We start from the raw sequence: 24,706 nt of genomic DNA, 5'->3' as shown, positions 1-24,706 counted from the left end.
TTGTGGCACCGTGGCTGGCCATGGCAAGGGGTGACAGGCCTTCCGCGCCCTGATGTGTTGCCCGGGTTGACGGTGCTATTCGAAGGTGATTACGTTGCTGGGCCTGACCTTGCCGGTGGCTTGGTCGACATCAAAACGGCGCAGCGTACCGCGGCCGACGGTATCTGCGGCCATCTTCGCCAGTTTCAGTGCATTGACTGCGCAGATCGACTCGGGGCCGCTGGTGTAGCAGTGCTCGATGACAGCATCCGGCACGAATCTTCCGCCCATCACAGGATCTTGCAACCTGCCTGACCACCACCGTTGTCGCGCTCGTTCGATCGCGGTTTCCCTGATTGTTTCGACATCAACAATGTCCACTTCCTCGTAGCGGGACATGAAGAGCTCGTCGATGTACTGCGCGGGCAATTTTTCCCATGACAAGGTGCCGTCGATGACGACGTTCTCGCCTGTAGCGAGCGCCATCTGCCTGACCAGGTTGGTTGTTCTTGTGGAAATAGTGTGAACGTGGGAGGCCAACTCCCGTACTCCTACGGGCTTGCCGTCGGGCAGTGTGTATTTGTGGGGGTAACTCAACAAGCCGTGCCGTTCAGCGTCGTCCAGGATCAGGTCTTTGGCATCGTCAGGGTCAATAAGGCGGTATCCCTTAAGGTCCAACGTCTTCAGCGCCTCGGTCTTGCCTGCTCCAGGGGGACCTGCGGCGATAACAACTGCATGGCCCGCCGTCATAACATCCTGCTGCCGGGCCATGAATGCCTTTGCCAAGCGGACCACTGTTGCGTCGTCAAAGTAGGCCAAGAGAAGATCCGGAGCTTGCTCCAGATCATTACCAGGACCATATAAGTCGGTCAGCGCTGCATGAACAGCCTCCCTTTCAGCGGCCAACAGCCGCCCTGACCTCATTGAATTCGGACTCATTCAGGAGATCCTGAGCGAACGCTCCTACAACCTGGTCCCATGTTCCGGGAAGCCGGCCCTCATGCGGGTACGGGGCATCCTCACCATCCGTGTAGGTCAGGGACTTCAACTTTTGGAGAAGTTCCGCCCTGGGGGTGTCGTAAGCAAATGCGCGAAGGATGATCTCCTCCGGCTCTTCGGCCGACAGTACCTCTGGTCGACGTTCGATGGCCTTCAGCATTCGATGCACTTTTGCCTGACTGGTCACCAGAACATCAGCGATCTCACGCTGGTTCATCCCCCGCGAGGAGGCATTGTGAACCGCACGCAGTTCATCAAGCAGATCCACGCGCTGCCGGGCCTGACGCTGCAACGCGCCACGGTGCAAAGCAGCAATATCGTTGTTCATCACGATCATGGCGACCTTCTTTCCTCACGCTCAGTCTACGCGAGTGATTCATCGTGAATCAATCAATCGCACGGCGGATGTGGTCGCAGCTCTACACACGGCTGATCTCTAGGTCCCCACGGTCGCCCGGCGCCGCAGCCGGGCCACGAGCGTCGCGGCGAGTAACGCCGTCGTGATTTCCAGGCCGATCACCAACAACAGTTGGGCGGCCCCGGCGGTATCAACAGCGCCCGACGCCGGCCTGCCGCCGTGCGCGTGTCCGGAACCGCCGGCTCCGAGCAGCAGCACGGCGTGCAGGGCAACCATGGCGAGGGCTGAGCCGGTGACTTGGTGGAGTGCACCTACCCGGCTGTGGCGCCAGATGTGGACAGTGCACGGGACGCAGACCGCGGCCAGGGCCACCATGACCAAGCCGATCCAGGCGTCGTGGTGTCCGGAAGCGGCGAGCCAGAGGTGGGTCAGGCAGGAGACGGCCGTGATGGCGGCGCAGAGCCGGGGGTGAAGGACGGGTCCGTTGGTGCGGACCCGTCCTGCAGTGATCGCCATGGCTAGTGGCAGTGCCCGGAGGCTTCGCCGTGCCCTGTCTCAGCAGCAGTCTCACCGGGAGCGGTGTGGCAGCTCGAACCTGAGCTGTTCGCGGGCACGTCCAGCACGGGGCTGCGGTCGAAGAAGCCCTCGGGGCGGAGCTTGAAGCCGACCGTGTCCACGGGCATGATCGGCCAGTCCTCGATGCGCGGGAAGTGGGTCAGGCCAAAGGTGTGCCACACAACGATGTCCTGGCCGTCGATGTCGCGGTCCTGGGCCACGTAGGCCGGGAGTCCTGCCCCGCCGGAGTGCTGGTTGACGAAGTCGCCGGTGGGGTAGCGTTCCTCGTCGGCGTAGCGGGTGACCCAGACATCCTTGGTGGCGAAGGCCGCGCGGCGGGCGATCGAGGAGCCGGGGTCGGCCAGGAGCGTGGGCTGGTTTTCGGCGTGGAGTTTGTAGCCAACGGGTTCGCCCAGGCGGTTCTTCGATTCCGGGTTGGAGATGATCCACGTGCGGCCAACCTTGGCGTCGGATTCGCGGACTGCTTCGGATTCTTTGGTGAGGACGGTGCGCTTGCGGGAAAAGGCGTTGCCACGTTCGTTGCCCGGACCCATGGCCTGGCGGACCACATCCTCTTCTTCGACGCGGTTGGTGAAACCGTCGATGGCCATGTCCAGTCGGGCGCTGAAAAGGTGCTGGTGGAAGGGTGCGCCCAGGCCCGGGGCGAGCTGGGAGATGTTGTCCGAGCCGCCCTCCGGGAACGCCGAGGTGAACACGATGCCGGTGGCCTTGGCTTCGAATTCGATGGTGCCGTCCAGGTAGAGGTACCAGTAGAAGCCGTAGTCGTAGTTGCCGATGGTGGTGAAGAAGGAGATCACCAGGCGGCGGTTGCGGCGGGTGTAGTTGATGCCCGTCCACAGGTCCGAGTGCTTGGAGAGGATGCCCCAGTCTTCCTCGTGCATGCAGATGCCGTTGCGGATTTCGCGGGGGTTACCGAAGGCGTCACTGATCACCGGGCTGAGGTAGGTGATGTCGCCCAGGCAGTCGCAGCCCAGTTCCAGGGAGTTGGCGTACTGGCCCACGAGGTATTCGCCGGTATCGAAGTAGTTCTGCCACGACCGGATGGGCGAAGGATCACCGTAGGGAACCACCATTTCCGCGATCGACGCGCGGTTGATGATGGGGCGTTTCTTGTCGCCGTCCTTGAAGGCCAGGTTGTGCAGGACAACCCCTTCACGGACATCGAAGCCGACGTCCACGCTCCACTTTTCCCACTCCACATGGTTGCCGCCCGTAACGGTGAAGCTGGGGCCTTCCGGCTGGGTGATGCTGATGGGCTTCTGCGTGTCGCGAAGGGGTCCCGTCAGCTCAGGGTTCGTGTAGTTGCCGTGCTCGGCGGGAATGGGCATCACGCCGAGGTCGATCACCTGGGTGACTTCCTTATTCACTACGTCCACGTAGGCCACCAGGCCGTCAACGGGATGGGCCCAGGCGCTGTCTTCCGGGAAGTCCTGCACGAAGGCCAGACCGCGGAGGATGCGCCGTCCGCGTTCTTCCTCGTACTCGAAAACGCCTGCGGACAGCGGGGCAACGCGTACCTTTGCCACGTCGAGGTCGCGGGCAGCCAGGGCAGCCAGCCACCGCTCATCCGTCGCCAGGAGCGTCTCCACAACCTCGAACTCTTCCTCAAGGACCGGCAGCTCGCCGGACACCTTGGTATCAAGCTCGACGGCGGACAGCACCTCTCCGCGGGCGGCGGAGACGAGGACGTCGGTGGGTGCTCCTCCGGAGATGTCGTGGATGAAAACGCGGAACCTGCGGTCAGGTTCCGCGGTGCCGCGGGACGGATCCACCAGGCCGAGGTAAGCGATCCGCTTGGCGTCCCCGAGGTGTCCGGAGGCCTGCAGGACGCCTTGCACCGTGGTGATCTCTTCAGCTGTGGCCAGGCCGTATTGGGTGGAAATGTCAGTTGCTGTGGGCGTCATGGCTGCCTCTTGTCCGGGACCTCGACGGGTCAGGATTTATTTTCTATTGCTGTAGAGAATAACCAAAACGTAAGATGGGTCACAAGACCTGTCCGCCGATTATTTTTCCGGGAGTCCCCTTCGTGCCAAAGATTGTTGACCACGATCAACGACGCCTCGAACTGGTGGACGCCACGTGGCGGATCATCGCCAGACTGGGCATTGAAGGTGCCACCATGAGGGAAATCGCCATCGAAGCAGGGTTTGCCAACGGCGCCCTGAAGCCCTACTTTCCCACCAAGGACCTGCTGCTCACGTCGGCGTTCGGACACGTCTTCAACCGGACCAACCAGCGCATCGCCCTGGTAACGGAAGGACTTTCCGGCCTGGCCGCCCTGCGGGCCTTCTGCACCGAAGTCCTCCCCCTGGACGAGGAACGCGTCAATGAAGCCCGGATCGTCATCCCGTTCTGGCAAAAGGCCTTGAACGAACCGGACATGGCCGCCCTCCACAGCGAATCCATGAGCCAGTGGCACACCACCATCACGGCCCACACCGCAGCAGCCCGCGCGGCCGGCGAGATTGCCATGCCCATCGGGGACGCCGCCGTCGCCGATCACCTGCTCAACATGATGCTTGGGGCCCAGATCGTGGCAGCGCTGTCCCCGGCGGAGCACTTCTCCATCAACCTCGAGGGGCAGTTGGACAACTATTTGGCGCTGCTGGCCGCCTGAGTCAGGTTCCGCCTACGCCAACCCTCGATTACACGTTCCTGGCGGAAGCGCTACGAATATGTAATTCTAGGCTCTCGAAGTCATTACATATTCATAGCGATACCGATACCATTATGAAATGGCACTCAGCATCCCCGAACTGGCGAAGCGCCTCAACGTCAACCAGAGCCGAGCACGGCAACTCGTCCAATCCGGCCGCATTCGCGGACAGCGGGTAGGTGGACGCTGGATCGTTGAAGAAGCTGACGCCGCCCAGTACCGGCCCGGAAAGCCGGCTGGCCGGCCGCTGTCCGAACGCAGTGCTTGGCAACTCATGTCGTGCTTCTGGGACGACAGCCTCAGGCACTCCCTCCTCGATGACTTGAAACCCTCGCCCGTCGAGAAGCATCGTCTCAAGCAACGCGTCAGCCGATTGCAGGACTCCCCCGATTCGCTGGAGCTTGTTGCGGCGTGGCTGGCCAACCGCGCCGAAAAGTTCGAGTTCTCCTCCAGCCCGGCGGACATTCCCGAGCTTCGCGAGGACAACCGAATCCACCTCTCCGGAGTCTCGCATCCACGGTCCGGGTTGCTGGCCAACTCAGAGGTGGAAGCCTACGTGGAACGCGACGATCTCAAGGACGTCGCCAAGGATTGGTTCCTGGTTCCGGCACTTCCGGGCAACAGGCCCAATGTCGTCCTTAGGGCCGCTGAACGAATCCCAGACGAACTTCCGCCGCTTGTGGTGGCGGCAGACTTGGCCGAGCGGCCCGGTGTCCGCGAACAGCAGGCAGCACGCGAAATCCTCAGGAGTATTCATGCCCATTGAACTTCCCGCAATGTTCGCCGAACAGCAGGAAGCATGGCAGGCTGTCTTCGAAATCCACAAAGCGATGCCAAAGGGGTGGGTTCTGGTTGGAGGCCAGGCGGTCTACCTGCACGCTGTGGAGCGGGGCGCACCGTATGTGCGGGCTACGAAGGACGCCGATTTGGCACTGGACATCCGGGCATACCCGACGATGCTTCACGACTTCACCGAGCTCCTCGTGAACCTTGGCTTCGAATCTGTGGGGGAATCCCCGGAGGGGTACCAACATCGATGGAAGCGCGACAAGGCTCTGATTGATGTTCTCATCCCGCGCTATCTGGGTGAACGCGCCGAGAAGCGACGCGGAGTCACGGGCGGGACCACAATTGCCGCTCCGGCCAGCCAGCAGGCCCTCGACCGTTCCGAGACCGTCGACGTTCAAGCAGGATCAGCGTCCGGATATGTAAACCGACCCACGCTCCTCGGCAGCCTTATCGGCAAGGCGGGGGCGCTTTCAATCATCAACGATCCCCTGCGGCAGCGACACATCGACGACTTTCTTGCCTTGGCATCCGTTGTCCGCGTCTCAGACCTTCGCGGCGTCACCTACAAGCGCGCTGAACGGGACCACCTGGCAAACATGCTTGGTCGCCTTGCCAATGAACCAGGGCTTATGGAACAAGTACCAGAGGGTGCCGACGGCGTTGAACGCCTGCGTTCGTCGCTGAGCTGAGAGGCCTAGCTCGTAGCCCCCGACGCCACCACTCCAACGCCCAGTCCCGCAATGATTCCGCTGGACGTACGCTCGACGACGGTGCTCACCTTCGGCTTCTTCAGCCACCGCATCGCCTTGAACGCCACCACGGCGATCATCGAGAGGTACGCGAAGGCAATCACGGCCACGACGACGCCCAGGATGAGGGACGTGCCCATGGTGTCGCCGCCGTGCGGGATGAACTGCGGAACCACGGCGAGGTAGAACAGGCCCACCTTGGGGTTGAGGAGCGTCGAGAGCGCACCCGCGCCGAGGGCCGAAAGGCGGTTGTAGGGCAGCGGCTCTTCGGCGGACCCGGCAGCACCGGCCTTGGCTGCGCGGCGCGACTTGATGAACGACGAAACACCCAGGTACAGCAGGTACAGGCCGCCGGCGATCTTGATCCAGCGGAACAACTCCGCAGACTGCTCCAGGATCGCGGCGAGGCCAACCCCCACCAGTGCGGCCCACACGATGGCACCGATCGCAGAACCGGCTGCCGCGGCGATCCCCGCCGACGGTCTGTTCAACGCGATGCGAAGCACCAGGAAGGTGTCCGGACCGGGAGTCACGGACAGAATCAGGCAAAGACCGGCAAATGCAGCGAGGGAAGCGAGAGTCACAAGATCGATTGTGGAGCATACCGGCAGGTAGCGAAAGCCAAGTGAACCTAAAGCGTTCGCTTGCCGTCAAGGCCTGTTCGTCCAATGACAAGACCACTCCACGTGACGCCAACCACACTGGAAGCATCGCCGCGCGCCTCACCGGCCGCCAAGACTTACTACCGAGCGGAGTACCAATGGAGACTTACGACGCCCTGCTGGCCTCGATCACCGCAGCCCCCGGCCAGAACAGCCGCACCATTTTCGATCCCGCCACGGGCGAAGCCGTCGGCGAGGCCCCGGTCCACACGGTCAACGACCTCGAAGCCGCCATCGCTACTGCCGCTGCCGCCCAACCCGCGTGGGCTGCCTTGGGCCACGACGCCCGGTCCGCTGCGCTCCTTAAAGCAGCCGACGCCGTCGAACGCTCCGCCGAAGAACTCGCCCAACTGCTCTCCCGCGAGCAGGGCAAACCGCTGAACGGCCCGAACGCCCGCTTCGAAGTGGGCGCCTGCGCCGCCTGGCTGCGCGCCACGGCCGGCACCCCGCTGGAACCGGAAGTAGTAGTGGACGACGGCGAAACCCGCGCCGAACTGCACTACCGGCCCATCGGCGTCGTGGGTGCCATCGGACCCTGGAACTGGCCCATGATGATCACCGTGTGGCAGATCGCCCCGGCCCTGCGGATGGGCAACTCCGTGGTGGTCAAGCCCTCCGAATACACGCCACTGTCCGTGCTCGCGCTGATCTCGATCATCAACCAGGAACTGCCCGAAGGCCTGGTCTCCGTAGTGTCCGGCGGCCGCGACGTCGGCGAAGCGCTTGCTTCCCACAAGGCCATCGGCAAGGTCATGTTCACCGGCTCCACCGCCACGGGCAAGGCGATCATCCGATCCTCCGCGGACACGGTCAAGCGCCTCACCCTGGAACTCGGCGGCAACGACGCCGGCATCGTCCTGCCCGATTCGGACCCCAAGGCAATCGCCGAAGGCCTGTTCTGGGGCGCGTTCATCAACACCGGCCAAACCTGCGCGGCGCTGAAGCGCCTCTACGTCCACGAGTCCCAGTACGAGGCCGTCTGCACCGAACTCGCAGCGGTGGCCTCCGCGATGCCCATGGGTAACGGGCTCGACGAGAACAACGTCCTCGGCCCGCTGCAGAACCGCCAGCAATACGACATCGTCGCCCGCCTGGTAGACGCCGCGAAGGACTCCGGCGCCCGGATTCTCGTGGGCGGCAACCCTGACGCCGACCAGCCTGGCAACTTCTACCCGACCACGCTCGTGGCGGACATCGACAACGACAACCCGCTCGTAGCAGAGGAACAGTTCGGTCCGGCCCTGCCGATCATCAAATACAGCACTGTTGATGAGGCCGTCGCCAAGGCGAACGCGCTCGACGTCGGACTCGGCGCCTCGGTCTGGTCCTCCGACCCGGCCGCCGCCCGCGAAGTCGCCGCCCGCATCCAGGCCGGAACCGTATGGATCAACAAGCACGGCGCCGTGGACCCCCGCGTCCCCTTCGGCGGGGCGAAGCAGTCCGGCTACGGCCTCGAATTCGGCGCCGAAGGCCTCAAGCACCTGGGCGTTCCGCAGATCATCAACGGCTAACTCCCCTCCCGCGTCACCCAACTGGGTCGCAGTTAAGCGCGTTTTCACGGCTCAAAACGCGCACAAATGCGACCCAGTTGGGTGCCGAAGGCCATACGGTGGACGCTTTTGCGCAGCCCCATACCCCGCATGAAACCATGAGCACCATGTCCCAGAAGATCGCGTACCAAGGCGAGCCCGGAGCCAACTCGGACCTCGCGTGCAAGGAAATGTTCCCCGAACTCGAAAGCGTGCCCTGCGCCAGCTTCGAGGACGCCTTTGAACTCGTCTCCACCGGGGAAGTGGACCTTGCCATGATCCCGATCGAGAACTCCATCGCGGGCCGCGTGGCGGACATCCACGTCCTGCTTCCACAGTCGAACCTGCAGATTGTTGGCGAATACTTCCTTCCCATCCGCTTCGACCTGCTGGGCATTCCGGGCAGCACCATCGAGGGCGCTACCGAGGTCCACAGCCACATCCACGCGTTGGGCCAGTGCCGGCGCATCATCCGCGAAGCAGGCCTGAAGCCCGTGATCGCCGGGGATACCGCAGGGTCTGCCCGCGAAGTCAGGGACTGGAACGATCCCCGCAAGCTCTCACTCGCTCCACCGCTGGCCGCCGGGCTGTACGGACTCGACGTCCTGGCCTCCGGCGTCGAGGATGATCCCACCAACACCACCCGGTTCGTGGTCCTGGCCCGCGAGCGCGCGCTTCCCACCAAGGAAGAACTGCCGGGTCCCGCGATCACCACGTTTGTGTTCCGCGTCCGGAACGTCCCCTCGGCCCTCTATAAGGCGCTGGGCGGGTTCGCCACCAACGGGCTCAACATGACCCGCCTGGAGAGCTACATGGTGGGCAACGAGTTTGCGGCCACCATGTTCATCTCCGACGTCGAAGGCCACCCCGAAGACGCCCGCCTCCGGCGCGCGCTGGAGGAGCTGGAGTTCTTCACTACGGAGGTCCGCGTCCTTGGCGTCTATGCCGCGGACGGCTACCGCGAGCGGAGCCTGGTTAACGTCTGAGCGACTCAGACCGCCTTCCATTCAGAATATGTTCTGAATACACTGTAGGTATGAGCACTACCACCACGTCAAGGACTACGTTCCAATCGTCTGAGCTCAGCAGGTCTTCCGCTGAGGTCTTCGCGGCCGCAGCTGACCATCCGGTCCGGGTCACCCGTCGTGACGGTGAAGCGCTTGTGCTGATGTCCGAGAGCGCAGATCGCGCGCGGGCTTCCCTGCTGGAACTAGCCGCACAACTCGTAGCGGTCTCCACGAGCACCGAGGGGACCTTGGCGTGCCGCATGAGCGACCGCTTCCCATGGATGCTGGCGCTGAGCAAGGCTGACCAGGAAACGTGCGCGAGCGAGGTCTTGGCCGCTGCCCGAGCCTCCTTCGCAACAAATCAGCCTCACCTGGCGATTGCCGAGCTAACCGCTTGGCGTGAATCGGCAACGGCACTAGCAGCCGGCCTGGGCAAGGAGCCCATTGAATGGCTTGAAGAATCTGAACCCGTAGAGCGTCCCTAAGGCATGGCGAAGGACTCCAAGGTTGAGCGCCCTACCAAGAAGAGCGAGTACGATCTTCGCTTCGCATCTGTTCAGGCAAAGCGCGGGTGGATTGATCTGCGCGCAACCATCCGCAATGCGTTGACGGACTCCTGGGACTTCCTTACCCGGACGCCCCAAGTCATGACGCCCACCAACTACCCGTTGCGTGGCGAATTAGGTTTGGTCTCTCATCAGGGTTCAACGCACGAGCGCTGGCAGCACAAGCCAACGCTCAAGGGTGATGCCCGAATTTGGTTCTTCGTCGTCGAGCACGTTGTCTATCTGGAGCAAGTGCATACGCACCACCTCAACGAGACCAAGTAGCCGCTGCCGAATGCTAGAAGTGCGTCGGCTCCTCCACCAGCGCCGTCGCGATGCTGTCCGCATCCTCCAACGCAGCCAGGTAACGCTCGGCATCCAAGGCCGCTGAACAACCCGTACCGGCTGCAGTGATGGCCTGGCGGTAGCGGTGGTCCACGGCATCGCCGCAGGCGAAGACGCCCGACAGGTTGGTGCACGTGGTGGGTGAATCCACCTTGATGTACCCCTCGGCATCGAGGTCCACCTGGCCACCCAGCAGTTCCGTGCGGGGCAGGTGCCCAATCGCCACGAAGATGCCCGTGGCCGCCTGCTCCCGGGTTTCCCCGGTACGGGTGTCCGTCAGCGTTACGCCCGTAACCTTGGCATCACCATGGATGGCCGTGACAGCAGAGTTCCACGCAAAGCTGATCTTCGGGTTGTCCTTGGCCCGCTGCGCCATGATCCGGGAGGCGCGCAACTCACCCTTTCGCACGACGACGGTCACCGACTTTCCGAACCGCGTCAAGAAAGTCGCTTCCTCCATGGCGGAGTCGCCGCCGCCCACCACGATGATGTCCTGCTCGCGGAAGAAGAAGCCATCGCACGTAGCACACCAGGAAACACCGTGTCCGCTGAGCTTCTTCTCTTCCGGCAGGCCGAGTTCCTTGTAGGCCGATCCGGTAGCCAGGATGACCGCCGGAGCCTCGTGGGTCTCCCCTGCCCCGGTGACCACCGACTTGAGGTGGCCTCGCAGCGAAACGGACGTGACGTCGTCGAACACTATCTTTGCGCCGAACTTCTCCGCCTGGGACTGTAGTCCGTCCATCAGCTCCGGACCTTGGATCCCCTCGGGGAAGCCCGGGAAGTTCTCCACCTCGGTGGTATTCATGAGCGCCCCGCCGGCGGTCACCGATCCGGCCAGGACCAGCGGCTCAAGCCCGGCCCGCGCGGCGTAGATCGCGGCCGTGTAACCGGCAGGACCGGACCCGATGATGATCAGCTGTTCCTTGCTCATGAGAATCTCCTTGGCTGGGCAGGCATGACGCCGGGCGGGTAGCCGGGCGGGTACTTGTTCAAGTGCAGCAAGTACCCGCCCGGCAATCAAGGCCTAGCGGACGCCAGACGCCTCGCGTTCCTTCACGGAAGCGGACGGCTTACCGCGCCCCAGCTTGCTCGGCCACCAGATCTTGTCCCCGATGTCGTAGGCCAACGCGGGAACCAGGAGCGAGCGCACCAGCACGGTATCCAGCAGCACACCGAACGCCACAATGAAGGCCAACTGCACCAGGAACATGATGGGAATGACGCCCAGCGCGGCGAAGGTAGCCGCGAGGACCACTCCGGCGGAGGTGATCACGCCGCCCGTCACGCCGAGTCCCCGGAGGATGCCCGGCCTCGTTCCATGCTTGAGCGATTCCTCGCGGACGCGGCTCATCAGGAAGATGTTGTAGTCCACACCCAGGGCCACCAGGAACACGAAACCGAACAGCGGAACCGTAGCGTCGGCACCGGAGAACTGGAAGATCCCGTTGAACACCCAGGCCGAGACGCCCATGGCCGCGCCGTAGGACAGGACCACGGACAGCACCAGAAGCACCGGCGCCACCACCGACCGGAGCAGGAGCATCAGGATGAACAGGATGACCACCAGCACGATCGGAATAATCACTGTCAGGTCGCGCTGGGCCGTGGTGTTGGTGTCCAGGGCGGTGGCGGTGACCCCGCCAACCAGGGCGTCGCGGTCCACTTCCTTGACCGAGACACGCAGCGACTTCACCGTGTCTTCGGCTTCGATCGAGTCGGCTGCGCTGTTGAGCGTCGCGTTGATCAGCACACGGCCGTCGCGGACGGCGGGATCAGCCGGCGTACCCGGTGCGCCGGTAATCGGCACGCTGCCCTCGCCCAGCAGGTAGGCGTCGCCTACGCCGTTGGCAGCCTTGACCTTGTCCAGCACCTGCTGCGCGGCGCCTTGGGCGGCAACCACGACGACGGGGCTGCCGCTGCCGGCGTCGAAATGCCTCGCCAGCGCGTCCTGGCCGTCGACGGCATCGGACTTGGCCAGGATGACGTCGGTCTGCGGAACACCGTTGGCCTTCAACTGGAGGACACCCGCAGAGGCCACGGCCAGGAGCAGCACGGAGACGATCCACACCACGCGCGGTCGGCGTGAAACCAAGGAACCCACGCGCCGCCACAGACCCTTTTGCCCCTCAAGGCCGGTGACCAGCTCGGGTTCGCGTTCGTCGTCGGGCAGCAGCTTGGGACGGAAGGGCCAGAAAGCTGCGCGGCCCAGCAGCGCCATGAACGCAGGCAGCAGGGTGAGCGCGGCGAACAGCGAGCAGACGATGCCCGCCGCAGCCACGGGACCGAGGGCCTTGTTGGAGTTGAGGTCCGAGAACAGCAAGCACAGCAGCGCGATGATCACGGTGGCGCCGGAAGCGAGGATCGGCTCGAAGGACGCCTTCCACGCCGTCAGCACTGCCTGGGTCCGGTTGGTGGTGTGGGTGAGCGCTTCGCGGAACCGGGCAACGAACAGCAGGGCGTAGTCCGTGGCGGCACCGATCACCAGGATGGACAGGATGCCTTGGCTTTGGCCGTTGAGCTGGATCCAGCCGAGCTTGGCCATGCCGAAGACCAGCAGAATCGCGGCGCAGAGGGCGAAGACGGAGGTCAGGAGGACGGCTATCGGCAGCACGAGCGAGCGGTACACCAACAGGAGGATCACGAACACGGCACCGAGCGCCACGAGCAGCAGGATGCCGTCGATGCCGCCAAAGGCGTTGACCAGGTCCGCTGTCAGGCCAGCCGGGCCGGTGACGTAGGCCCGCATGCCGTCGGGAGCGCCGGGCTGCACTACGTCGCGCAGTTCCTTGACCACGTCACGGATCTCGTCAGTCTCGGCGATGGGCACAATGTACTGCACCGCTTTGGCGTCCTGCGAAGGGATGGGCCCGACGACGGCGCTCCCCAGCTTGAGTGCCTCGATGTCGGCTTTCAGCTGGGCTGCTTCGCCCAGTTGGGCCGGGGTGAATGCGGTGTCGCTCTCGACGATGACCACTGCGGGGATTTCGTCGGAGTCGCGGAACTTGGCCTGCCAGTCACCGGCTTCGGTGGCTTCCGCCCCGGCCGGAAGGAACGAGGCCTGGTTGTTGGAGGAAACTTCCTCCAAGCGGCCAAACGTCGGGCCGCCAACTCCAGCGATTCCCAGCCAGGTGACGACCAGCACCACCGGGATCAGCCACCGCAACCAGAACGGCACTTTCTGCGTTTTCATGGGTCCTTACTTTCCGAGGCACGAGTGGGTATTTATTAGACTATAGAGTATCTCTATCATGGAACTAATCAAGCGGACTTCGTCGCCGATGCCTTGCTGGGCGGGGACGGGGAGTAATATCCGGAAGGCAGCAAAGACGTAAGGAGGGCGCTGATGTCGGATACGTGGGACGAGCGCCCAAGGGATCCCGCAGCGGACGCGGGCGGCCGCGCTTCGGTGAGTGGCGCGCCGGAAGGTGCCATGCCGCCGTCGGGCCTTCCTCAGGACCTTGTCCGGCTCCTGCAGGACTTCACCCTCGAAGCCAACCACTATGTAGACGCTGCTGGCGGGCGCAATGACATGCACAGGACCGACCTGAACGCGTTGGCCGTGGTCATGCGCCACTCGGCTGCGGGCCGCGTGGTGACGCCGGGCGTGCTGCGCAGCGAACTGCGCCTCAGCTCCCCCGCGACCACCGCATTGGTGGATCGCCTTCACGCCTCAGGACACCTCACCCGCGAGCGCCTCGGCACGGACCGACGCCAGGTCCAACTTCACATGACGCCCAAGGCATATCGTGACGGCAGCGCCATGTTCCTTCCCTTGGCCATGCGGATGGGGAAGGCCATGGACGCTTACAGCCCGGAGGAACTGGAACTGGTCCGGCGCTTCATGTCGGACATGGTTGAGGCCACCATCGACGCCCGCCACGAAGCAACCAGCTCCGAACCCAACTAGGTCGCAGTAGTGCGCGTTCTGACGGCTCAAAACGCGCACAAATGCGACCTAGTTGGGCGGGCCAAGCTGTAGCGTTTCCCTATGAACGAGCAGCAGCCTGAAGATGTCTATACCCACGGGCACCACGAGTCGGTTGTCCGGGCCCACGCCTCACGGACAGCCGAGAATTCGGCCGCGTTTGTCATCCCCCATCTCACCCCCGGGACGTCAGTGCTCGACGTCGGCTGCGGCCCTGGAAGCATCACGTGCGATTTCGCGGGGCTGGTTTCGCCCGGGCACGTGACCGGACTGGACCGCTCGGCGGACATCATTGCCCAAGCCACCGAACTGGCCAGGGACCGCGGCGTGGAGAACGTCGACTTCCAAACGGGGAACATCTACGATCTCGACTTCGAGGACGAAACGTTCGATCTGGTCCACGCGCACCAGGTGCTCCAGCACCTCACCGATCCAGTGGCGGCCCTGCGGGAGATGCGCCGCGTGGCCAAACCGGGAGCCATCGTTGCCGTACGGGACGCCGACTTCCACGGCATGAGCTGGTACCCGGAGGTCCCGGAACTCGACGACTGGATGGAGCTCTACCAGAGGATCGCGCGCCGCAACGGAGCAGAGCCCGACGCCGGTCGCCGCCTGGTTTCGTGGGCGCAGCAAGCCGGGTTTGCCCAGGTTTCCCCGAGCAGCAGCAACTGGCTCTACGCCACAGCACAGCAGCGTGCCTGGCAGTCACGGGTCTGGAGCGAACGGGTGCTGCACTCCGCCTTCGCCGAGCAGGCTCTGGAGTATGGCTTCGCCAATGAGGCCGACCTCGCCCGGATTGCCGCCGGCTGGCATCGTTGGGGCGCCACGGAGGATGGCTTCTTCCTCATCCCGAACGGGGAAGTCATTGCGAGGGCTTAAGAACTTTTAGGCACCATGTAGAAATGTCCCACCCGGTTCCGACCTATGAGTGAAGGCGCCCAGACAGGGAGCCCCTCAACAAGGAGTTCGAGATGAAATACATGATCATGATGTTCGGTTCGGCCGAGGGCATGATGGAAACCGCCGATCCGGAGTGGGTCAAGGAAATGATCGGTTTCATGATCCAGATCGACAAGGACCTCACCGAGTCCGGAGAGCTCGTGTTCAATGCGGGTTTGGCTGACGGCAGCACCGCGAAGCTCGTCAAGCAAACCCCGGACGGCGTCATCACCACCGATGGTCCGTACGCGGAAGCCAAGGAATCCCTGGTGGGGTACTGGGTAGTGGACGTCGCCAGCGAGGAACGGGCCGTGGAGATTTGCTCCAGCATCGTGAAGTACTCACAAGTCGTGGAGCTCCGCGCCATCCCGGACGGCCCGCCCGAGGTCTAGCTTTTGACTCAGCCCCCGCGGGACACGCGAATCGAGGACCTGCTGCGCACGCTCGCGCCGCAGGTCCTCAGCGTGCTGGTCCGTAAGCACGGCCAATTCGATGCCTGCGAGGACGCCGTTCAGGAAGCCCTCCTCGAGGCCGCGCTGCAGTGGCCGTCCGGAATGCCGGATAACCCCAAGGGCTGGCTGTTGTCCGTTGCGTCCCGACGGTTGATCGACGTCTGGCGCAGCGACTCCGCCCGCCGTGCCCGGGAAGACCGCGTGGCGGCCATGGAGGTCGACGTGACCGTTTCCGCTGCCGACGACACCCTCGCCCTCATGTTCCTCTGCTGCCACCCGGCCCTCTCGGCACCGTCGCAGCTCGCCTTGACGCTCCGCGCTGTAGGAGGACTCACGACGGCGGAAATCGCCTCCGCTTTCCTGGTCCCCGGAGCGACCATGGGACAAAGGATCAGCCGCGCGAAACAAACGATCCAGAAGGCCGGTGGCCGCTTCGAGCAACCGGCACCGTCCGAGCGGCAGGCGAGGCTCGGCGTCGTACTTCACGTCCTGTACCTGATCTTCAACGAAGGCTACGCGGCAAGCTCAGGTGAGTCGCTGCAACGGGAAGACCTCACGACGGAAGCGATCCGGCTGGCCAGGCTCTTGGTGGCCGCTGCTCCGGGCGAGCCGGAAGCGGGCGCACTGCTGGCCCTGATGCTGCTCACGGAGTCCCGCCACGCGGCGAGGACGCTTCAGGACGGGACGCCGGTTCCGCTGGCCGAGCAGGACCGGAGCCTCTGGAATGGCGGGCAGATCACGGAGGGCGTTGCCTTGCTGTCCTCCGTGCTGGGCCGTGGGCGTCCCGGTCCCTATCAACTGCAGGCCGCGATCGCCGCTGTCCATGCCGAGGCGGCTTCCGATGCGGAGACGGACTGGCCGCAGATCGTGGCGCTGTACACGGTCTTGGAAGCTGTGGCCCCCAGCCCCGTAGTGACGCTGAACCGGGCCGTGGCCGTGGCCCGCGTCGAGGGGCCGGTGGTGGCTTTGAAGCTGCTGGAAGGGCTGGATTCCGCGCTGGGTCGCGGGCACCGCCTGGACGCCGTGCGCGGTCACTTGCTGGAGGCGGCCGGACTGCTTGGCCAGTCCCGCGCCGCCTACTTGGCCGCCGCGAAGAAGACCGGAAGCCTGCAGGAGCGTCGGTATCTGATGGGGAAGGTCGCGGATTTGGACGCCGCTCAAAACAACAGCGACGGCAACATATAGTCGAAGCCATGGAACAGCGCATTCTTGGCAAAACCGGCCGGTCCGTTTCCACCGTTGGACTGGGCACCTGGCAGCTCGGGGCCGACTGGGGCTCCGTCACGGAAGAGGACGCAGTCAGCGTGCTCGAGGCCTCCGTGGAGGCCGGCGTCAACTTCTTCGACACCGCAGATGTCTACGGGGATGGCCGGAGCGAACAGATCATTGGTCGTTTCCTCGGCATCAACCCGGACCTCAACATCACCGTGGCCACCAAGATGGGCCGCCGCGTGGACCAGGTTCCCGAAAACTACACGCTGGCCAATTTCCGCACCTGGACGGACCGTTCCCGGCGCAACCTGCAACAGGACACCCTGGACCTGGTCCAACTGCACTGCCCACCCACCGCCGTATACAGCCGTGCCGAGGTGTACGACGCCCTGGACACCCTGGTCAGCGAAGGGGCCATCCGCAACTACGGCGTGAGCGTCGAGCGCACCGACGAGGCCCTCGAAGCGATCAAGCGCGGCAACACCGCCACCGTGCAGATCATCCTCAATGCCTTCCGCCTCAAGCCGCTGGACGAGGTGCTGCCGGCCGCGCGCGAAGCGGGCGTGGGCATCATCGCCCGTGTGCCGCTGGCCTCGGGGTTACTGTCCGGAAAATACACCACGGAGACGACGTTTGCCGAGGACGATCACCGGAACTACAACCGTGACGGTGCTTCCTTCGATGTCGGGGAGACTTTCTCCGGCGTCGATTACGCCACGGGTGTCACGGCCGCGCAGGAGTTCAGCGCATTGGTTCCCGACGGCGTCACCACCTCCCAAGCGGCCCTCGCCTGGGTCATCGCACAGGATGGCGTCACTTCCGTCATTCCCGGGGCGCGTTCGGCTGTGCAGGCTGCTGCCAATGCCGAAGCTGGTTCGTTGTCTTCCGTCGGAGCCGGTTTATCTGCGGGTGTCCGCGACATCTATGACCGCTACTTCCGCAAAGCGATCCACCCGCGCTGGTAGGCGGCAGGCCGGCGTCGTTCTTTCCCGGCGCCGGCTCGGCTGCTCATCACGTCAGCCAGAGCTGCAGCGATAAAGCCCAGGATGAGTGGCGAAGCACCTCCATTGACGAATGCCATAGCAAACAGGTTTGTCCTGGTGGTGTGAACGGTCTCGTAGAACAGCAGGGACAGAACCGCCGCGAGGATCAGGACGCCTGACACCGCGATCTTTGACGCGTGGTCGTTGGCGATCTTGCGGTAGACCACGACAGCCATGAAGGCGACCAGCAGGATGGCCAGCTGCAGTTCCCACGGATACCGCTGGGCGACATTGATGGACGGGATGCCGCCGACGTCGAACAGGAATCCCTTGGAGATTCCTTCCGATTGCAGGGCGAGATAGCCGAGCAACAGCACCACCAAAAAAGCCCCAATCGGCCCGAAGATCTTCATTTTCCCTCCATTCGCATGGCGGGGAACCCCATGCCGAGACTAGTGCGGCCGCGCGCATCATTCAAGGATGGCGCCCGCGTCACCAGCCGCTGCGCGTGGGGGTGTGGCCTTGGCGGGCGTCGTCCGGCATGGCCATTTCGGCGCGGAGTCCCAGGAGGCGGATCGGGCGGTCCGGTTCCATTTTGCCGGTGAGGTTCAGGGCTTGGGTGAGGACTTCGTCGCGGTCGAAGGTCTCCGGAATCTTCTTCGCGTAGGTCTTGGTGAAGAACGGCTTGTAGCGGACTTTGAGTGTCAGGCCAACCACCGGGCGGCCCTCGGCGGCGACATCTTCGAGGACCCGGGCGGTGAGTTCCTTGATGGCATCCTCGACTTGGGCCGGCTCCGTCAGGTCCTGCTGGAAGGTAGTCTCACGGCCGTGGGCGCGGGCAACCCACGGGGTGTCGTCCACTTCCGTGGCGCCGTCTCCCCGCCCGAGTTGTGCGTACCAGGGGCCCATCTTTGGACCGAACTCCTCTACCAGGCTGGCCGGGTCCACGGCGGCGAGTTCGTTGACCGTGGTGATGCCGTGGGCAGCGAGCCGCTTGGAAATCTTCGGTCCGATGCCCCAGAGTCCGATGGTCGGTTTGTCCCCCATGACGTCGAGCCAGTTCTCCTTGGTCAGGCGGAAGGTACCAGCGGGTTTGCCGAAGTCGGTGGCATTCTTGGCGCGGACCAGGTTGTCACCGATGCCGACGCTGCAGTGCAATTGGGTGTTCTCCAACACGGCGCTCTGGATTTGTTTGGCGTAGGCCTCGGGATCGTCCGTGGTGACACCCACGAAGGCTTCGTCCCAGCCAAGCACCTGCACAGTGGCGCCAGGCTGCTCGCGGAGGGTTTGCATCACGACCTCCGACGCCGCGAGATACGCCTCGTGGTCGACGGGGAGGATGATGGCGTCGGGCACCTTGCGGGCCGCGATACGCAGCGGCATACCCGAACCAACGCCGAAAGCCCGGGCCTCGTAGGACGCCGTGGACACTACTGCCCGTTCCGTCGGATCTCCCCGACCACCCACAATGAGGGGTTTTCCCGCGAGCTCAGGCCGCCGCAGGATCTCGACGGCAGCTATGAACTGGTCGAGATCGACGTGCAGGACCCACGGGATACCGCTCACGGGATTAGTCTGCCCCATTGCTGGCGGCCTTGGCTGTACCTCCACGACCTTCTTTGGGCTGCTGGGCGGCGGCTATCAACCTGTTTGGGGTGCCTTCCCTGGCTCGCGGCGGCAAAGTGGGTCGTGGTGGTACGCGAGCATGGCCGCAAACCCCCGTCCGGACCACCCACCTCACCGACATAAGCTGAGATGGTGCAATTTTCCCTTTGGCTGGCCTTGGTTGGTGCCGGCACCCTGATCAGTTTCACTCCCGGCGCCGGGGCAATCTTCACCATGAGCAACTCGCTCAACTCGGGGTTCCGACGCTCCATTTGGGGCATCCTTGGCCAGCAGGTGGCTTTGGTCATCCACATCGTGATCGTTGCCCTCGGCGTGGGAGTCTTGGTTTCCAATTCGCCGCTGATCTTCAACATCATCCGCTACGCCGGTGCCGCCTACCTCGTGTACCTGGGCATCCGGCAGTTCCTGCACAAACCTGACCTGGACAAGGAAGAAGTCCAGGACAAGAAGAACGAGCCCGCACTGTCCATGTTCCAGCGGGGCATCTGGGTAAACCTGCTGAACCCCAAGGCAATCGTGTTCTTCCTGGCGTTCATGCCGCAGTTCATCAGGCCGAACGAGCCCCTCGTCCAGCAGTATGTGGTGCTGACGGCAACTGTCCTGGCGATCGACATCATGGTGATGTGGTTCTTCTTCGCCCTCGCCGCCCGGTCATTCCAGCGCTTCACCCACAACGAGCACGGCCAGAAGGTCCTGAACCGCATCTTCGGCTGCCTTTTCGTCCTGGTGGGCATCCTGCTGGCGGTCATCCACTAGGAACTCAGCCCTGAACCGTCGATCCGCGAACAACCAACGAGCTCTCCAGCGTTACGTGGGGCTCAACCAACGGCACACCTTCAATGAGTCCCCTCAGCTGCTCCCCTGCCTTGCGGCCCAGCGGCGTCGCCGGCAAGTGCACGGTGGTAAGGCCCGGGTTGCTGGTAGCTGAGTATGGCAGGTCGTCGAACCCGGCCACGGCCAGCTCCCCTGGGATGCGGACGCCTTCCACCCGTGCTTCCTGCAGCACACCATAGGCGTGCGTGTCGGTACCGCATACGACGGCGGTCACCCCCTCGCGCTGCCACGCAGGCCAGGCGTCAGCGAATGCGGCGGCGGCAGCACCGACGTCGATCGATGTGCTGATGATGTGCTCTTCAGAAACAGCAAGCCCGCAAGCAGACGCTTCGTCAAGGAATGCCTCGCGCCGAAGTTGGAAGGTGGCCGTTCCGGTGATGCCGTCCACGTAGGCGGCACGGGTGTGGCCCGCGGAAGCCAGGTGCCGCGCGAGCTGACGGGCACCTTGGGCGACGTCGAGGTTGACCGAGGGTGCGTAGGATTCCAGGCCCGGCGCATCGAGCAGAACCAACGGTCCGGCTGCAGAGAGGTCACGGAGAAATTCTGCGGTGGGGGCACCCACAAGAAGCCCGGCCGGCCGCAGCGCGAGGAGTTTCCGCACGTCATCGGCCTGCGGTGACTCGCCGGCGTCCGTGACGGAGAGCAGCAGTTGGTACTCGGAGCCAAGGGATTCCCGGACGCCTGCGATCACGTTGGCGAAGAAGGGGTTGGAGACGTCGGGCGTGACGAGGATAACGATCGAGCTAACGCCGCGGGCCAAGGAACTGCCGATGCTGTCCACAACGTAGCCAAGTTCGGTGATGGCGGTCCGGACCCTCGAAATGTTGTCCTCGGACACGCGCCCCTGAGTCTTGCCGTTGGCAACCAGGGAGACGGTCGCCGTCGAAACCCCTGCCCGCGCGGCAACCATGGCTGCCGTGACTCGTGGCGCGCGTTTGCCGAGGTGATCCGGGATATCCATGCATCGATCTTAACGTTGTTGCACCCATCTCGCGCAGAACATGGCATCAAGCGCTTGACGTTCTTCACGTTAAGCGTTTGACGTAACGCCGGAAGAGGTGCCATGATTCCCCTGAATGCTTAGCGCCCTGTCCGGCGCCGGTCCCAACAACCCAAACCGGACAGGCCCCAATGACGTGGAGAGAACGTGGAAACGAACACCCGCAAAAAGATCATTCTTGATTGCGACCCCGGCCATGACGACGCAGTGGCGTTGCTGCTGGCTCACGGCAACCCGGACATCGAACTGCTCGCCGTGACCACCGTGGTGGGCAACCAGACCCTCGAAAAGGTCACCCGCAACGCGCTTTCCGTCGCCACGATCGCGGGCATCACGGGCGTTCCCTTCGCTGCCGGTTGCGACCGCCCCCTGGTCCGGACCATCGAAACCGCGCCCAGCATCCACGGCGACTCCGGCATGGACGGCCCTGAGCAGCCCGAGTCCGCCATCGAGCTGGACCCGCGCCACGCCGTCGACCTCATCATCGAAACCGTCATGTCGCACGAGCCGGGCACGGTCACCCTGGTTCCCACCGCGGGCCTGACCAACATCGCGATGGCCGCCCGCAAGGAGCCGCGCATCGTGGAGCGTGTCAAGGAAGTTGTCCTCATGGGCGGCGGCTACCACGTGGGCAACTGGAGCGCGGTGGCAGAGTTCAACATCATCATCGACCCCGAAGCCGCCCACATCGTGTTCAACGAGAAGTGGCCCGTGGTGATGGTGGGCCTCGACCTCACACACCAGGCACTGGCCACCGATGAAGTGGTCGCGAACATCGCGAAGATCGGCACCAAGCCGGCCAAGTTCGTCCTGGAGCTCATGGAGTTCTTCAAGAAGACCTATAAGGACGCCCAAGGCTTCGATTTCCCGCCGGTGCACGATCCCTGCGCTGTCGCCTACGTCATCGACCCCTCCGTCATGACCACCCGCAAGGTCCCCGTGGACATCGAGCTGCAGGGCAAGCTCACCCTTGGCATGACCGTGGCCGACTTCCGCGCTCCCGCGCCCGAGGACTGCAACACCTCCGTCGCCGTGGACCTGGACCACAAGAAGTTCTGGGATTTGGTCACCGATGCGATTGAACGCATCGGCGAGCCAACGCTCGACGGCGGCACCTCCGCAAGTGCGCAGGTCACCGCTGGCGCCCTCGTCGCGGAAGGGGCAAAGTAATGAGCACTCCGACAACAGCCAAGGGCAACGTCACCGCCCTCATGGTCGCCCTGCTGGCAGCCTGCGTGGCCTTCCAGCTCAACGCCTCCATGCTCAGCCCGGCACTCGTGACCATGGGCAACGAGCTCCAGACAGACCAGGCAACCATCGGCCTCTCCCAGACCTGGTTCTTCACGGCCGCAGCCCTGTTCTCTTTGTTCCTCCCGCGCCTCAGCGACATTGTTGGCCGCAAGAAGATCCTCCTCGGCATGATGATCCTGATGGCCGTCGGTTCGGTCATCGCGGCCTTGGCTCCGGACGTGACCTGGCTGTTCGTCGGCCGCATCATCCAGGGAGTCAGCGGGCCAACGGTCCCGCTGTGCCTGATCATGCTCCGCTCCGCCGTGAGCAACCCGCGCAAGTACGGCGCCCTCATGGGCCTCATTACTGCGGTCAATGGTGGCGTGGCCGGCGTCGACTCCTTTGTGGGCGGCTACTTCGCCGAGAACTTCGGTTTCCGCAGCATCTTCTGGCTCATGGTTGCCCTGGCGGTCGTGGCCACTGCATTGATCGCTTTCCTGGCCAGCGAGAGCAAGCCCGCCGCAGGCACCACCATGGACTGGCTCGGCGTGTTCTTCATCGTCATCGCCGTGGGAGCCCTGCTCACCGCCCTGAACGAGGGCTCCAAGCTCGCCACGGCGTTCGACGGCGGCACCTTGGCCCTCGCCGTCGGCCTCACCGTTGTTGCCGTGGCCGCGTTCGCCGCGTTCTGGGCCATCGAGAAGCGCGCCAAGCAGCCCATGGTGGAAACCGTCCACCTGCGCCAGCGCTCCACGTGGGCTCCCCTGCTGACCACCACCCTGACCATGACCGGCATCTTCGCGGTGATCAACGGCATCGTCCCGGCATTCGTGCAGGCCGCGGATCCTGGCTTCGGCGTGGGCCCCACCGAGATGTCCCTCATGATCCTGACGCCGTACGCCCTGCTCGGCTGGATCTTCGGCCCGATCAGCGGCCGCCTCGCCCCCGTCCTCGGCTACACCAAGGTGCTCCGTATTGGCCTCATCGGCAGCCTCGTCGCCCTCGCAATCATCGCGCTGTTCGGGCTCAACAACCTCCCGATGATGATCGTTGGGACGGCCTTGCTGGGCATCATGTACGCCGGTACCGTCAACATCATGCTGAACGGACTTGGCGTGGTCCTCTCGCCCAAGGGCAACCCCGGCTTCCTGCCCGGCATGAATGCGGGCGCCTTCAACCTCGGAGCCGGCCTGAGCTTCTTGGTCCTGCCCGCCGTCCTGGTGGCTACCTCAGCGCTGGGTGACGCGAAAGCCTCCTACCTGACCGTCGTCGTCGTTGGCTTCGCCATTACGTTCGCTGCCTTTGCAGCGTCGCTGCTGATCCCGAAGCCCGTCGACGCCGAGGTGACCGAAGACCAAGAGGTGGCCGCGTGAGCAAGTCCGGAATCGTCGTCGTTGGTTCGCTCAACGCGGACCTGACGATCTATACCGAACGGCTCCCGCAGCCCGGCGAGACCGTCCACGGCAACGGCTTCGCGGTGAATCCCGGCGGCAAGAGCGCCAACCAGGCCGTGGCTGCGAGCAAGCTCGGCGGCGACGTGGCCCTGATCGGCGCCGTGGGCGATGACCCCAACGGGACCATGCTCCTTGAGTCCACGGCCAGCGCCGGGGTGGACGTTTCCCGAGTCCGCCGCTCGGACGCTGCCACCGGAGTGGCTGTCATTTCGGTGGACGCCCACGGCGAGAACAGCATCATCATCTCCGCCGGAGCCAACGGCACGCTCTGCCCGGCCGACGTCGACTTGGCCGCCTTCCGCAGCGCCGCCGTCGTCTGCCTGTGTCTGGAGGTGGGCATCGATACGGTGGTGGCCGCCGCACAGGCAGGGCACGACGCCGGAGCAACAGTCCTGCTGAACCTCTCGCCTTACGCCGAGGTGCCGGAGTTGTTGGCTGACTTGAGCGATGTGTTGTTGGTCAATGCCCACGAGGCCGCCCTGTTCCTTGGGTCCGAGGCATTCATCCCCGACGCTGACGCTGAGGCCGAGGATTGGGAGCCTGTCCGCAGCCAGTTCGCAGATCGTGGCCTGCAGCGGGTGCTCGTGACGCTCGGCTCCCAGGGTTCGGTGGTGCTGGATTCTTTGGCTGACGGGGATCAGTTGACACGGATCGCTCCCACGCGGGTTTCCGCCGTCGACACAACCGGAGCCGGCGACGCCTTCACGGGCGCTGTGGCTGCGCGCTTGGCCGCGGGTGATTCGCTGGCCGATGCTGCGTCCTTCGCTTCAGTGGCCGCAGCCCTCGCCGCGACGAAGAAGGGTACCCAGGCGGCGTACGCAAGACTCGAGGAAGTCGAGCAGCTGCGGGGATCTTAG

Annotated in this window: 26 protein-coding genes; 16 read left to right on the top strand and 10 right to left on the bottom strand. The window is 64.2% G+C overall.

Annotated features, from left to right (window positions below; all coding sequences use genetic code 11):
• Positions 1-75: 75 nt before the first annotated feature.
• From ACIQT2_RS07700 to ACIQT2_RS07685, 4 genes are all read right to left on the bottom strand, one after another.
• A complete protein-coding gene (locus ACIQT2_RS07700; RefSeq protein ID WP_402945147.1) occupies positions 76-918 on the bottom strand; it encodes a zeta toxin family protein in 843 nt (280 codons plus the stop codon).
• Positions 875-1,315 carry a hypothetical protein gene (locus ACIQT2_RS07695; protein ID WP_402945144.1) on the bottom strand — a complete coding sequence of 147 codons (441 nt, stop codon included), beginning with the start codon at positions 1,313-1,315 and terminating at the stop codon, positions 875-877. Before ACIQT2_RS07695 ends, ACIQT2_RS07700 begins: the two co-directional genes overlap by 44 nt.
• A gap of 99 nt (positions 1,316-1,414) precedes the next feature.
• Complete coding sequence (locus ACIQT2_RS07690) at positions 1,415-1,852, bottom strand: hypothetical protein (protein WP_402945141.1); 438 nt, start codon at positions 1,850-1,852, stop codon at positions 1,415-1,417.
• Between the two features lie 2 nt (positions 1,853-1,854).
• Positions 1,855-3,816: a primary-amine oxidase gene (locus ACIQT2_RS07685; protein WP_402945138.1), complete on the bottom strand. Its 1,962-nt coding sequence runs from the start codon at positions 3,814-3,816 to the stop codon at positions 1,855-1,857.
• A gap of 122 nt (positions 3,817-3,938) precedes the next feature.
• Here ACIQT2_RS07685 and ACIQT2_RS07680 point away from each other — a divergent pair, with 122 nt between their 5' ends.
• From ACIQT2_RS07680 to ACIQT2_RS07670, 3 genes are all read left to right on the top strand, one after another.
• Positions 3,939-4,529 carry a TetR/AcrR family transcriptional regulator gene (locus ACIQT2_RS07680; protein WP_402945135.1) on the top strand — a complete coding sequence of 197 codons (591 nt, stop codon included), beginning with the start codon at positions 3,939-3,941 and terminating at the stop codon, positions 4,527-4,529.
• Positions 4,530-4,647: 118 nt separating this feature from the next.
• Positions 4,648-5,334 carry a helix-turn-helix domain-containing protein gene (locus ACIQT2_RS07675; protein ID WP_402945132.1) on the top strand — a complete coding sequence of 229 codons (687 nt, stop codon included), beginning with the start codon at positions 4,648-4,650 and terminating at the stop codon, positions 5,332-5,334.
• On the top strand, positions 5,324-6,046 hold the full coding sequence (locus ACIQT2_RS07670) for a hypothetical protein (RefSeq protein ID WP_402945130.1): 723 nt from the start codon (positions 5,324-5,326) through the stop codon (positions 6,044-6,046). The genes ACIQT2_RS07675 and ACIQT2_RS07670 overlap by 11 nt, the downstream gene beginning before the upstream one ends.
• Positions 6,047-6,051: 5 nt before the next feature.
• Here the strand turns inward: ACIQT2_RS07670 and ACIQT2_RS07665 are convergent, their stop codons facing one another.
• Positions 6,052-6,690, bottom strand: a complete 639-nt coding sequence (locus ACIQT2_RS07665) for a LysE family translocator (RefSeq protein WP_402945127.1) — start codon at positions 6,688-6,690, stop codon at positions 6,052-6,054.
• A gap of 176 nt (positions 6,691-6,866) precedes the next feature.
• Between ACIQT2_RS07665 and ACIQT2_RS07660 the strand changes: the two genes are divergently transcribed.
• The 4 genes from ACIQT2_RS07660 to ACIQT2_RS07645 all read left to right on the top strand — a co-directional run bounded on the left by ACIQT2_RS07660 (position 6,867) and on the right by ACIQT2_RS07645 (position 10,134).
• Positions 6,867-8,279, top strand: a complete 1,413-nt coding sequence (locus tag ACIQT2_RS07660; RefSeq protein WP_402945124.1) for an aldehyde dehydrogenase family protein — start codon at positions 6,867-6,869, stop codon at positions 8,277-8,279.
• A 146-nt stretch (positions 8,280-8,425) separates the two neighbouring features.
• A complete protein-coding gene (locus ACIQT2_RS07655) occupies positions 8,426-9,283 on the top strand; it encodes a prephenate dehydratase (RefSeq protein ID WP_397325748.1) in 858 nt (285 codons plus the stop codon).
• 50 nt (positions 9,284-9,333) lie between these two features.
• Entirely contained in the window at positions 9,334-9,789 is a 456-nt protein-coding gene (locus ACIQT2_RS07650) for a prevent-host-death protein (RefSeq protein WP_400336983.1), read from the top strand.
• Between the two features lie 3 nt (positions 9,790-9,792).
• Entirely contained in the window at positions 9,793-10,134 is a 342-nt protein-coding gene (locus ACIQT2_RS07645; protein ID WP_402945122.1) for a hypothetical protein, read from the top strand.
• Positions 10,135-10,147: 13 nt separating this feature from the next.
• Here the strand turns inward: ACIQT2_RS07645 and trxB are convergent, their stop codons facing one another.
• Entirely contained in the window at positions 10,148-11,125 is a 978-nt protein-coding gene (gene trxB, locus ACIQT2_RS07640) for a thioredoxin-disulfide reductase (protein WP_402945119.1), read from the bottom strand.
• 93 nt (positions 11,126-11,218) lie between these two features.
• Positions 11,219-13,384, bottom strand: coding sequence for an MMPL family transporter (locus tag ACIQT2_RS07635; protein ID WP_402945116.1), 2,166 nt, complete (start codon positions 13,382-13,384; stop codon positions 11,219-11,221).
• 240 nt (positions 13,385-13,624) lie between these two features.
• Here ACIQT2_RS07635 and ACIQT2_RS07630 point away from each other — a divergent pair, with 240 nt between their 5' ends.
• The 5 genes from ACIQT2_RS07630 to ACIQT2_RS07610 all read left to right on the top strand — a co-directional run bounded on the left by ACIQT2_RS07630 (position 13,625) and on the right by ACIQT2_RS07610 (position 17,687).
• The gene (locus ACIQT2_RS07630) at positions 13,625-14,101 is read left to right on the top strand and encodes a MarR family winged helix-turn-helix transcriptional regulator (protein ID WP_402945634.1); all 477 of its coding nucleotides are present in this window, start codon (positions 13,625-13,627) and stop codon (positions 14,099-14,101) included.
• A gap of 81 nt (positions 14,102-14,182) precedes the next feature.
• Positions 14,183-14,998, top strand: a complete 816-nt coding sequence (locus ACIQT2_RS07625) for a class I SAM-dependent methyltransferase (RefSeq protein ID WP_402945114.1) — start codon at positions 14,183-14,185, stop codon at positions 14,996-14,998.
• Positions 14,999-15,090: 92 nt separating this feature from the next.
• Positions 15,091-15,450, top strand: coding sequence for a YciI family protein (locus ACIQT2_RS07620; RefSeq protein WP_400336991.1), 360 nt, complete (start codon positions 15,091-15,093; stop codon positions 15,448-15,450).
• Between the two features lie 3 nt (positions 15,451-15,453).
• Complete coding sequence (locus ACIQT2_RS07615; protein WP_402945111.1) at positions 15,454-16,695, top strand: RNA polymerase sigma factor; 1,242 nt, start codon at positions 15,454-15,456, stop codon at positions 16,693-16,695.
• 8 nt (positions 16,696-16,703) lie between these two features.
• Positions 16,704-17,687: an aldo/keto reductase gene (locus tag ACIQT2_RS07610; RefSeq protein ID WP_402945109.1), complete on the top strand. Its 984-nt coding sequence runs from the start codon at positions 16,704-16,706 to the stop codon at positions 17,685-17,687.
• Here ACIQT2_RS07610 and ACIQT2_RS07605 read toward each other — a convergent pair.
• A complete protein-coding gene (locus ACIQT2_RS07605) occupies positions 17,654-18,118 on the bottom strand; it encodes a hypothetical protein (RefSeq protein ID WP_402945107.1) in 465 nt (154 codons plus the stop codon). The genes ACIQT2_RS07610 and ACIQT2_RS07605 overlap by 34 nt on opposite strands.
• Positions 18,119-18,197: 79 nt before the next feature.
• A complete protein-coding gene (locus ACIQT2_RS07600) occupies positions 18,198-19,289 on the bottom strand; it encodes a DNA polymerase IV (protein ID WP_402945105.1) in 1,092 nt (363 codons plus the stop codon).
• 171 nt (positions 19,290-19,460) lie between these two features.
• Here ACIQT2_RS07600 and ACIQT2_RS07595 point away from each other — a divergent pair, with 171 nt between their 5' ends.
• The gene (locus tag ACIQT2_RS07595) at positions 19,461-20,087 is read left to right on the top strand and encodes a LysE family transporter (protein ID WP_400337000.1); all 627 of its coding nucleotides are present in this window, start codon (positions 19,461-19,463) and stop codon (positions 20,085-20,087) included.
• A 4-nt stretch (positions 20,088-20,091) separates the two neighbouring features.
• Here the strand turns inward: ACIQT2_RS07595 and ACIQT2_RS07590 are convergent, their stop codons facing one another.
• Positions 20,092-21,075, bottom strand: a complete 984-nt coding sequence (locus tag ACIQT2_RS07590) for a LacI family DNA-binding transcriptional regulator (protein ID WP_402945631.1) — start codon at positions 21,073-21,075, stop codon at positions 20,092-20,094.
• Between the two features lie 237 nt (positions 21,076-21,312).
• Here ACIQT2_RS07590 and ACIQT2_RS07585 point away from each other — a divergent pair, with 237 nt between their 5' ends.
• From ACIQT2_RS07585 to ACIQT2_RS07575, 3 genes are read left to right on the top strand one after another with little or no spacing between them, the layout of a single operon-like run.
• Positions 21,313-22,335: a nucleoside hydrolase gene (locus ACIQT2_RS07585; protein WP_402945103.1), complete on the top strand. Its 1,023-nt coding sequence runs from the start codon at positions 21,313-21,315 to the stop codon at positions 22,333-22,335.
• On the top strand, positions 22,335-23,768 hold the full coding sequence (locus ACIQT2_RS07580) for an MFS transporter (RefSeq protein ID WP_402945100.1): 1,434 nt from the start codon (positions 22,335-22,337) through the stop codon (positions 23,766-23,768). Before ACIQT2_RS07585 ends, ACIQT2_RS07580 begins: the two co-directional genes overlap by 1 nt.
• Entirely contained in the window at positions 23,765-24,706 is a 942-nt protein-coding gene (locus tag ACIQT2_RS07575) for a ribokinase (RefSeq protein WP_402945098.1), read from the top strand. The genes ACIQT2_RS07580 and ACIQT2_RS07575 overlap by 4 nt, the downstream gene beginning before the upstream one ends.

The sequence above is a fragment of the Paenarthrobacter sp. NPDC090522 genome, assembly GCF_044769225.1.
GTDB lineage: Bacteria > Actinomycetota > Actinomycetes > Actinomycetales > Micrococcaceae > Arthrobacter.
The sequence above is the reverse complement of the archived record's forward strand: the minus strand, read 5'-3'. Positions and strand labels throughout refer to the sequence as shown.

Excerpts from the sequence above, each read along its gene's own strand:
- ACIQT2_RS07600 (WP_402945105.1), bottom strand. The coding sequence starts at position 19,289 with ATGGGGCAGACTAATCCCGTGAGCGGTATCCCGTGGGTCCTGCACGTC.
- ACIQT2_RS07635 (WP_402945116.1), bottom strand. The coding sequence starts at position 13,384 with ATGAAAACGCAGAAAGTGCCGTTCTGGTTGCGGTGGCTGATCCCGGTG.
- ACIQT2_RS07675 (WP_402945132.1), top strand. The coding sequence starts at position 4,648 with ATGGCACTCAGCATCCCCGAACTGGCGAAGCGCCTCAACGTCAACCAG.
- ACIQT2_RS07690 (WP_402945141.1), bottom strand. The coding sequence starts at position 1,852 with ATGGCGATCACTGCAGGACGGGTCCGCACCAACGGACCCGTCCTTCAC.
- ACIQT2_RS07625 (WP_402945114.1), top strand. The coding sequence starts at position 14,183 with ATGAACGAGCAGCAGCCTGAAGATGTCTATACCCACGGGCACCACGAG.
- ACIQT2_RS07580 (WP_402945100.1), top strand. The coding sequence starts at position 22,335 with ATGAGCACTCCGACAACAGCCAAGGGCAACGTCACCGCCCTCATGGTC.
- ACIQT2_RS07595 (WP_400337000.1), top strand. The coding sequence starts at position 19,461 with ATGGTGCAATTTTCCCTTTGGCTGGCCTTGGTTGGTGCCGGCACCCTG.
- ACIQT2_RS07660 (WP_402945124.1), top strand. The coding sequence starts at position 6,867 with ATGGAGACTTACGACGCCCTGCTGGCCTCGATCACCGCAGCCCCCGGC.
- ACIQT2_RS07655 (WP_397325748.1), top strand. The coding sequence starts at position 8,426 with ATGTCCCAGAAGATCGCGTACCAAGGCGAGCCCGGAGCCAACTCGGAC.
- ACIQT2_RS07670 (WP_402945130.1), top strand. The coding sequence starts at position 5,324 with ATGCCCATTGAACTTCCCGCAATGTTCGCCGAACAGCAGGAAGCATGG.
- ACIQT2_RS07700 (WP_402945147.1), bottom strand. The coding sequence starts at position 918 with ATGAGTCCGAATTCAATGAGGTCAGGGCGGCTGTTGGCCGCTGAAAGG.
- ACIQT2_RS07590 (WP_402945631.1), bottom strand. The coding sequence starts at position 21,075 with ATGGTTGCCGCGCGGGCAGGGGTTTCGACGGCGACCGTCTCCCTGGTT.
- ACIQT2_RS07610 (WP_402945109.1), top strand. The coding sequence starts at position 16,704 with ATGGAACAGCGCATTCTTGGCAAAACCGGCCGGTCCGTTTCCACCGTT.
- ACIQT2_RS07685 (WP_402945138.1), bottom strand. The coding sequence starts at position 3,816 with ATGACGCCCACAGCAACTGACATTTCCACCCAATACGGCCTGGCCACA.
- ACIQT2_RS07645 (WP_402945122.1), top strand. The coding sequence starts at position 9,793 with ATGGCGAAGGACTCCAAGGTTGAGCGCCCTACCAAGAAGAGCGAGTAC.
- ACIQT2_RS07620 (WP_400336991.1), top strand. The coding sequence starts at position 15,091 with ATGAAATACATGATCATGATGTTCGGTTCGGCCGAGGGCATGATGGAA.
- ACIQT2_RS07605 (WP_402945107.1), bottom strand. The coding sequence starts at position 18,118 with ATGAAGATCTTCGGGCCGATTGGGGCTTTTTTGGTGGTGCTGTTGCTC.
- ACIQT2_RS07630 (WP_402945634.1), top strand. The coding sequence starts at position 13,625 with ATGCCGCCGTCGGGCCTTCCTCAGGACCTTGTCCGGCTCCTGCAGGAC.
- ACIQT2_RS07650 (WP_400336983.1), top strand. The coding sequence starts at position 9,334 with ATGAGCACTACCACCACGTCAAGGACTACGTTCCAATCGTCTGAGCTC.
- trxB (WP_402945119.1), bottom strand. The coding sequence starts at position 11,125 with ATGAGCAAGGAACAGCTGATCATCATCGGGTCCGGTCCTGCCGGTTAC.
- ACIQT2_RS07695 (WP_402945144.1), bottom strand. The coding sequence starts at position 1,315 with ATGATCGTGATGAACAACGATATTGCTGCTTTGCACCGTGGCGCGTTG.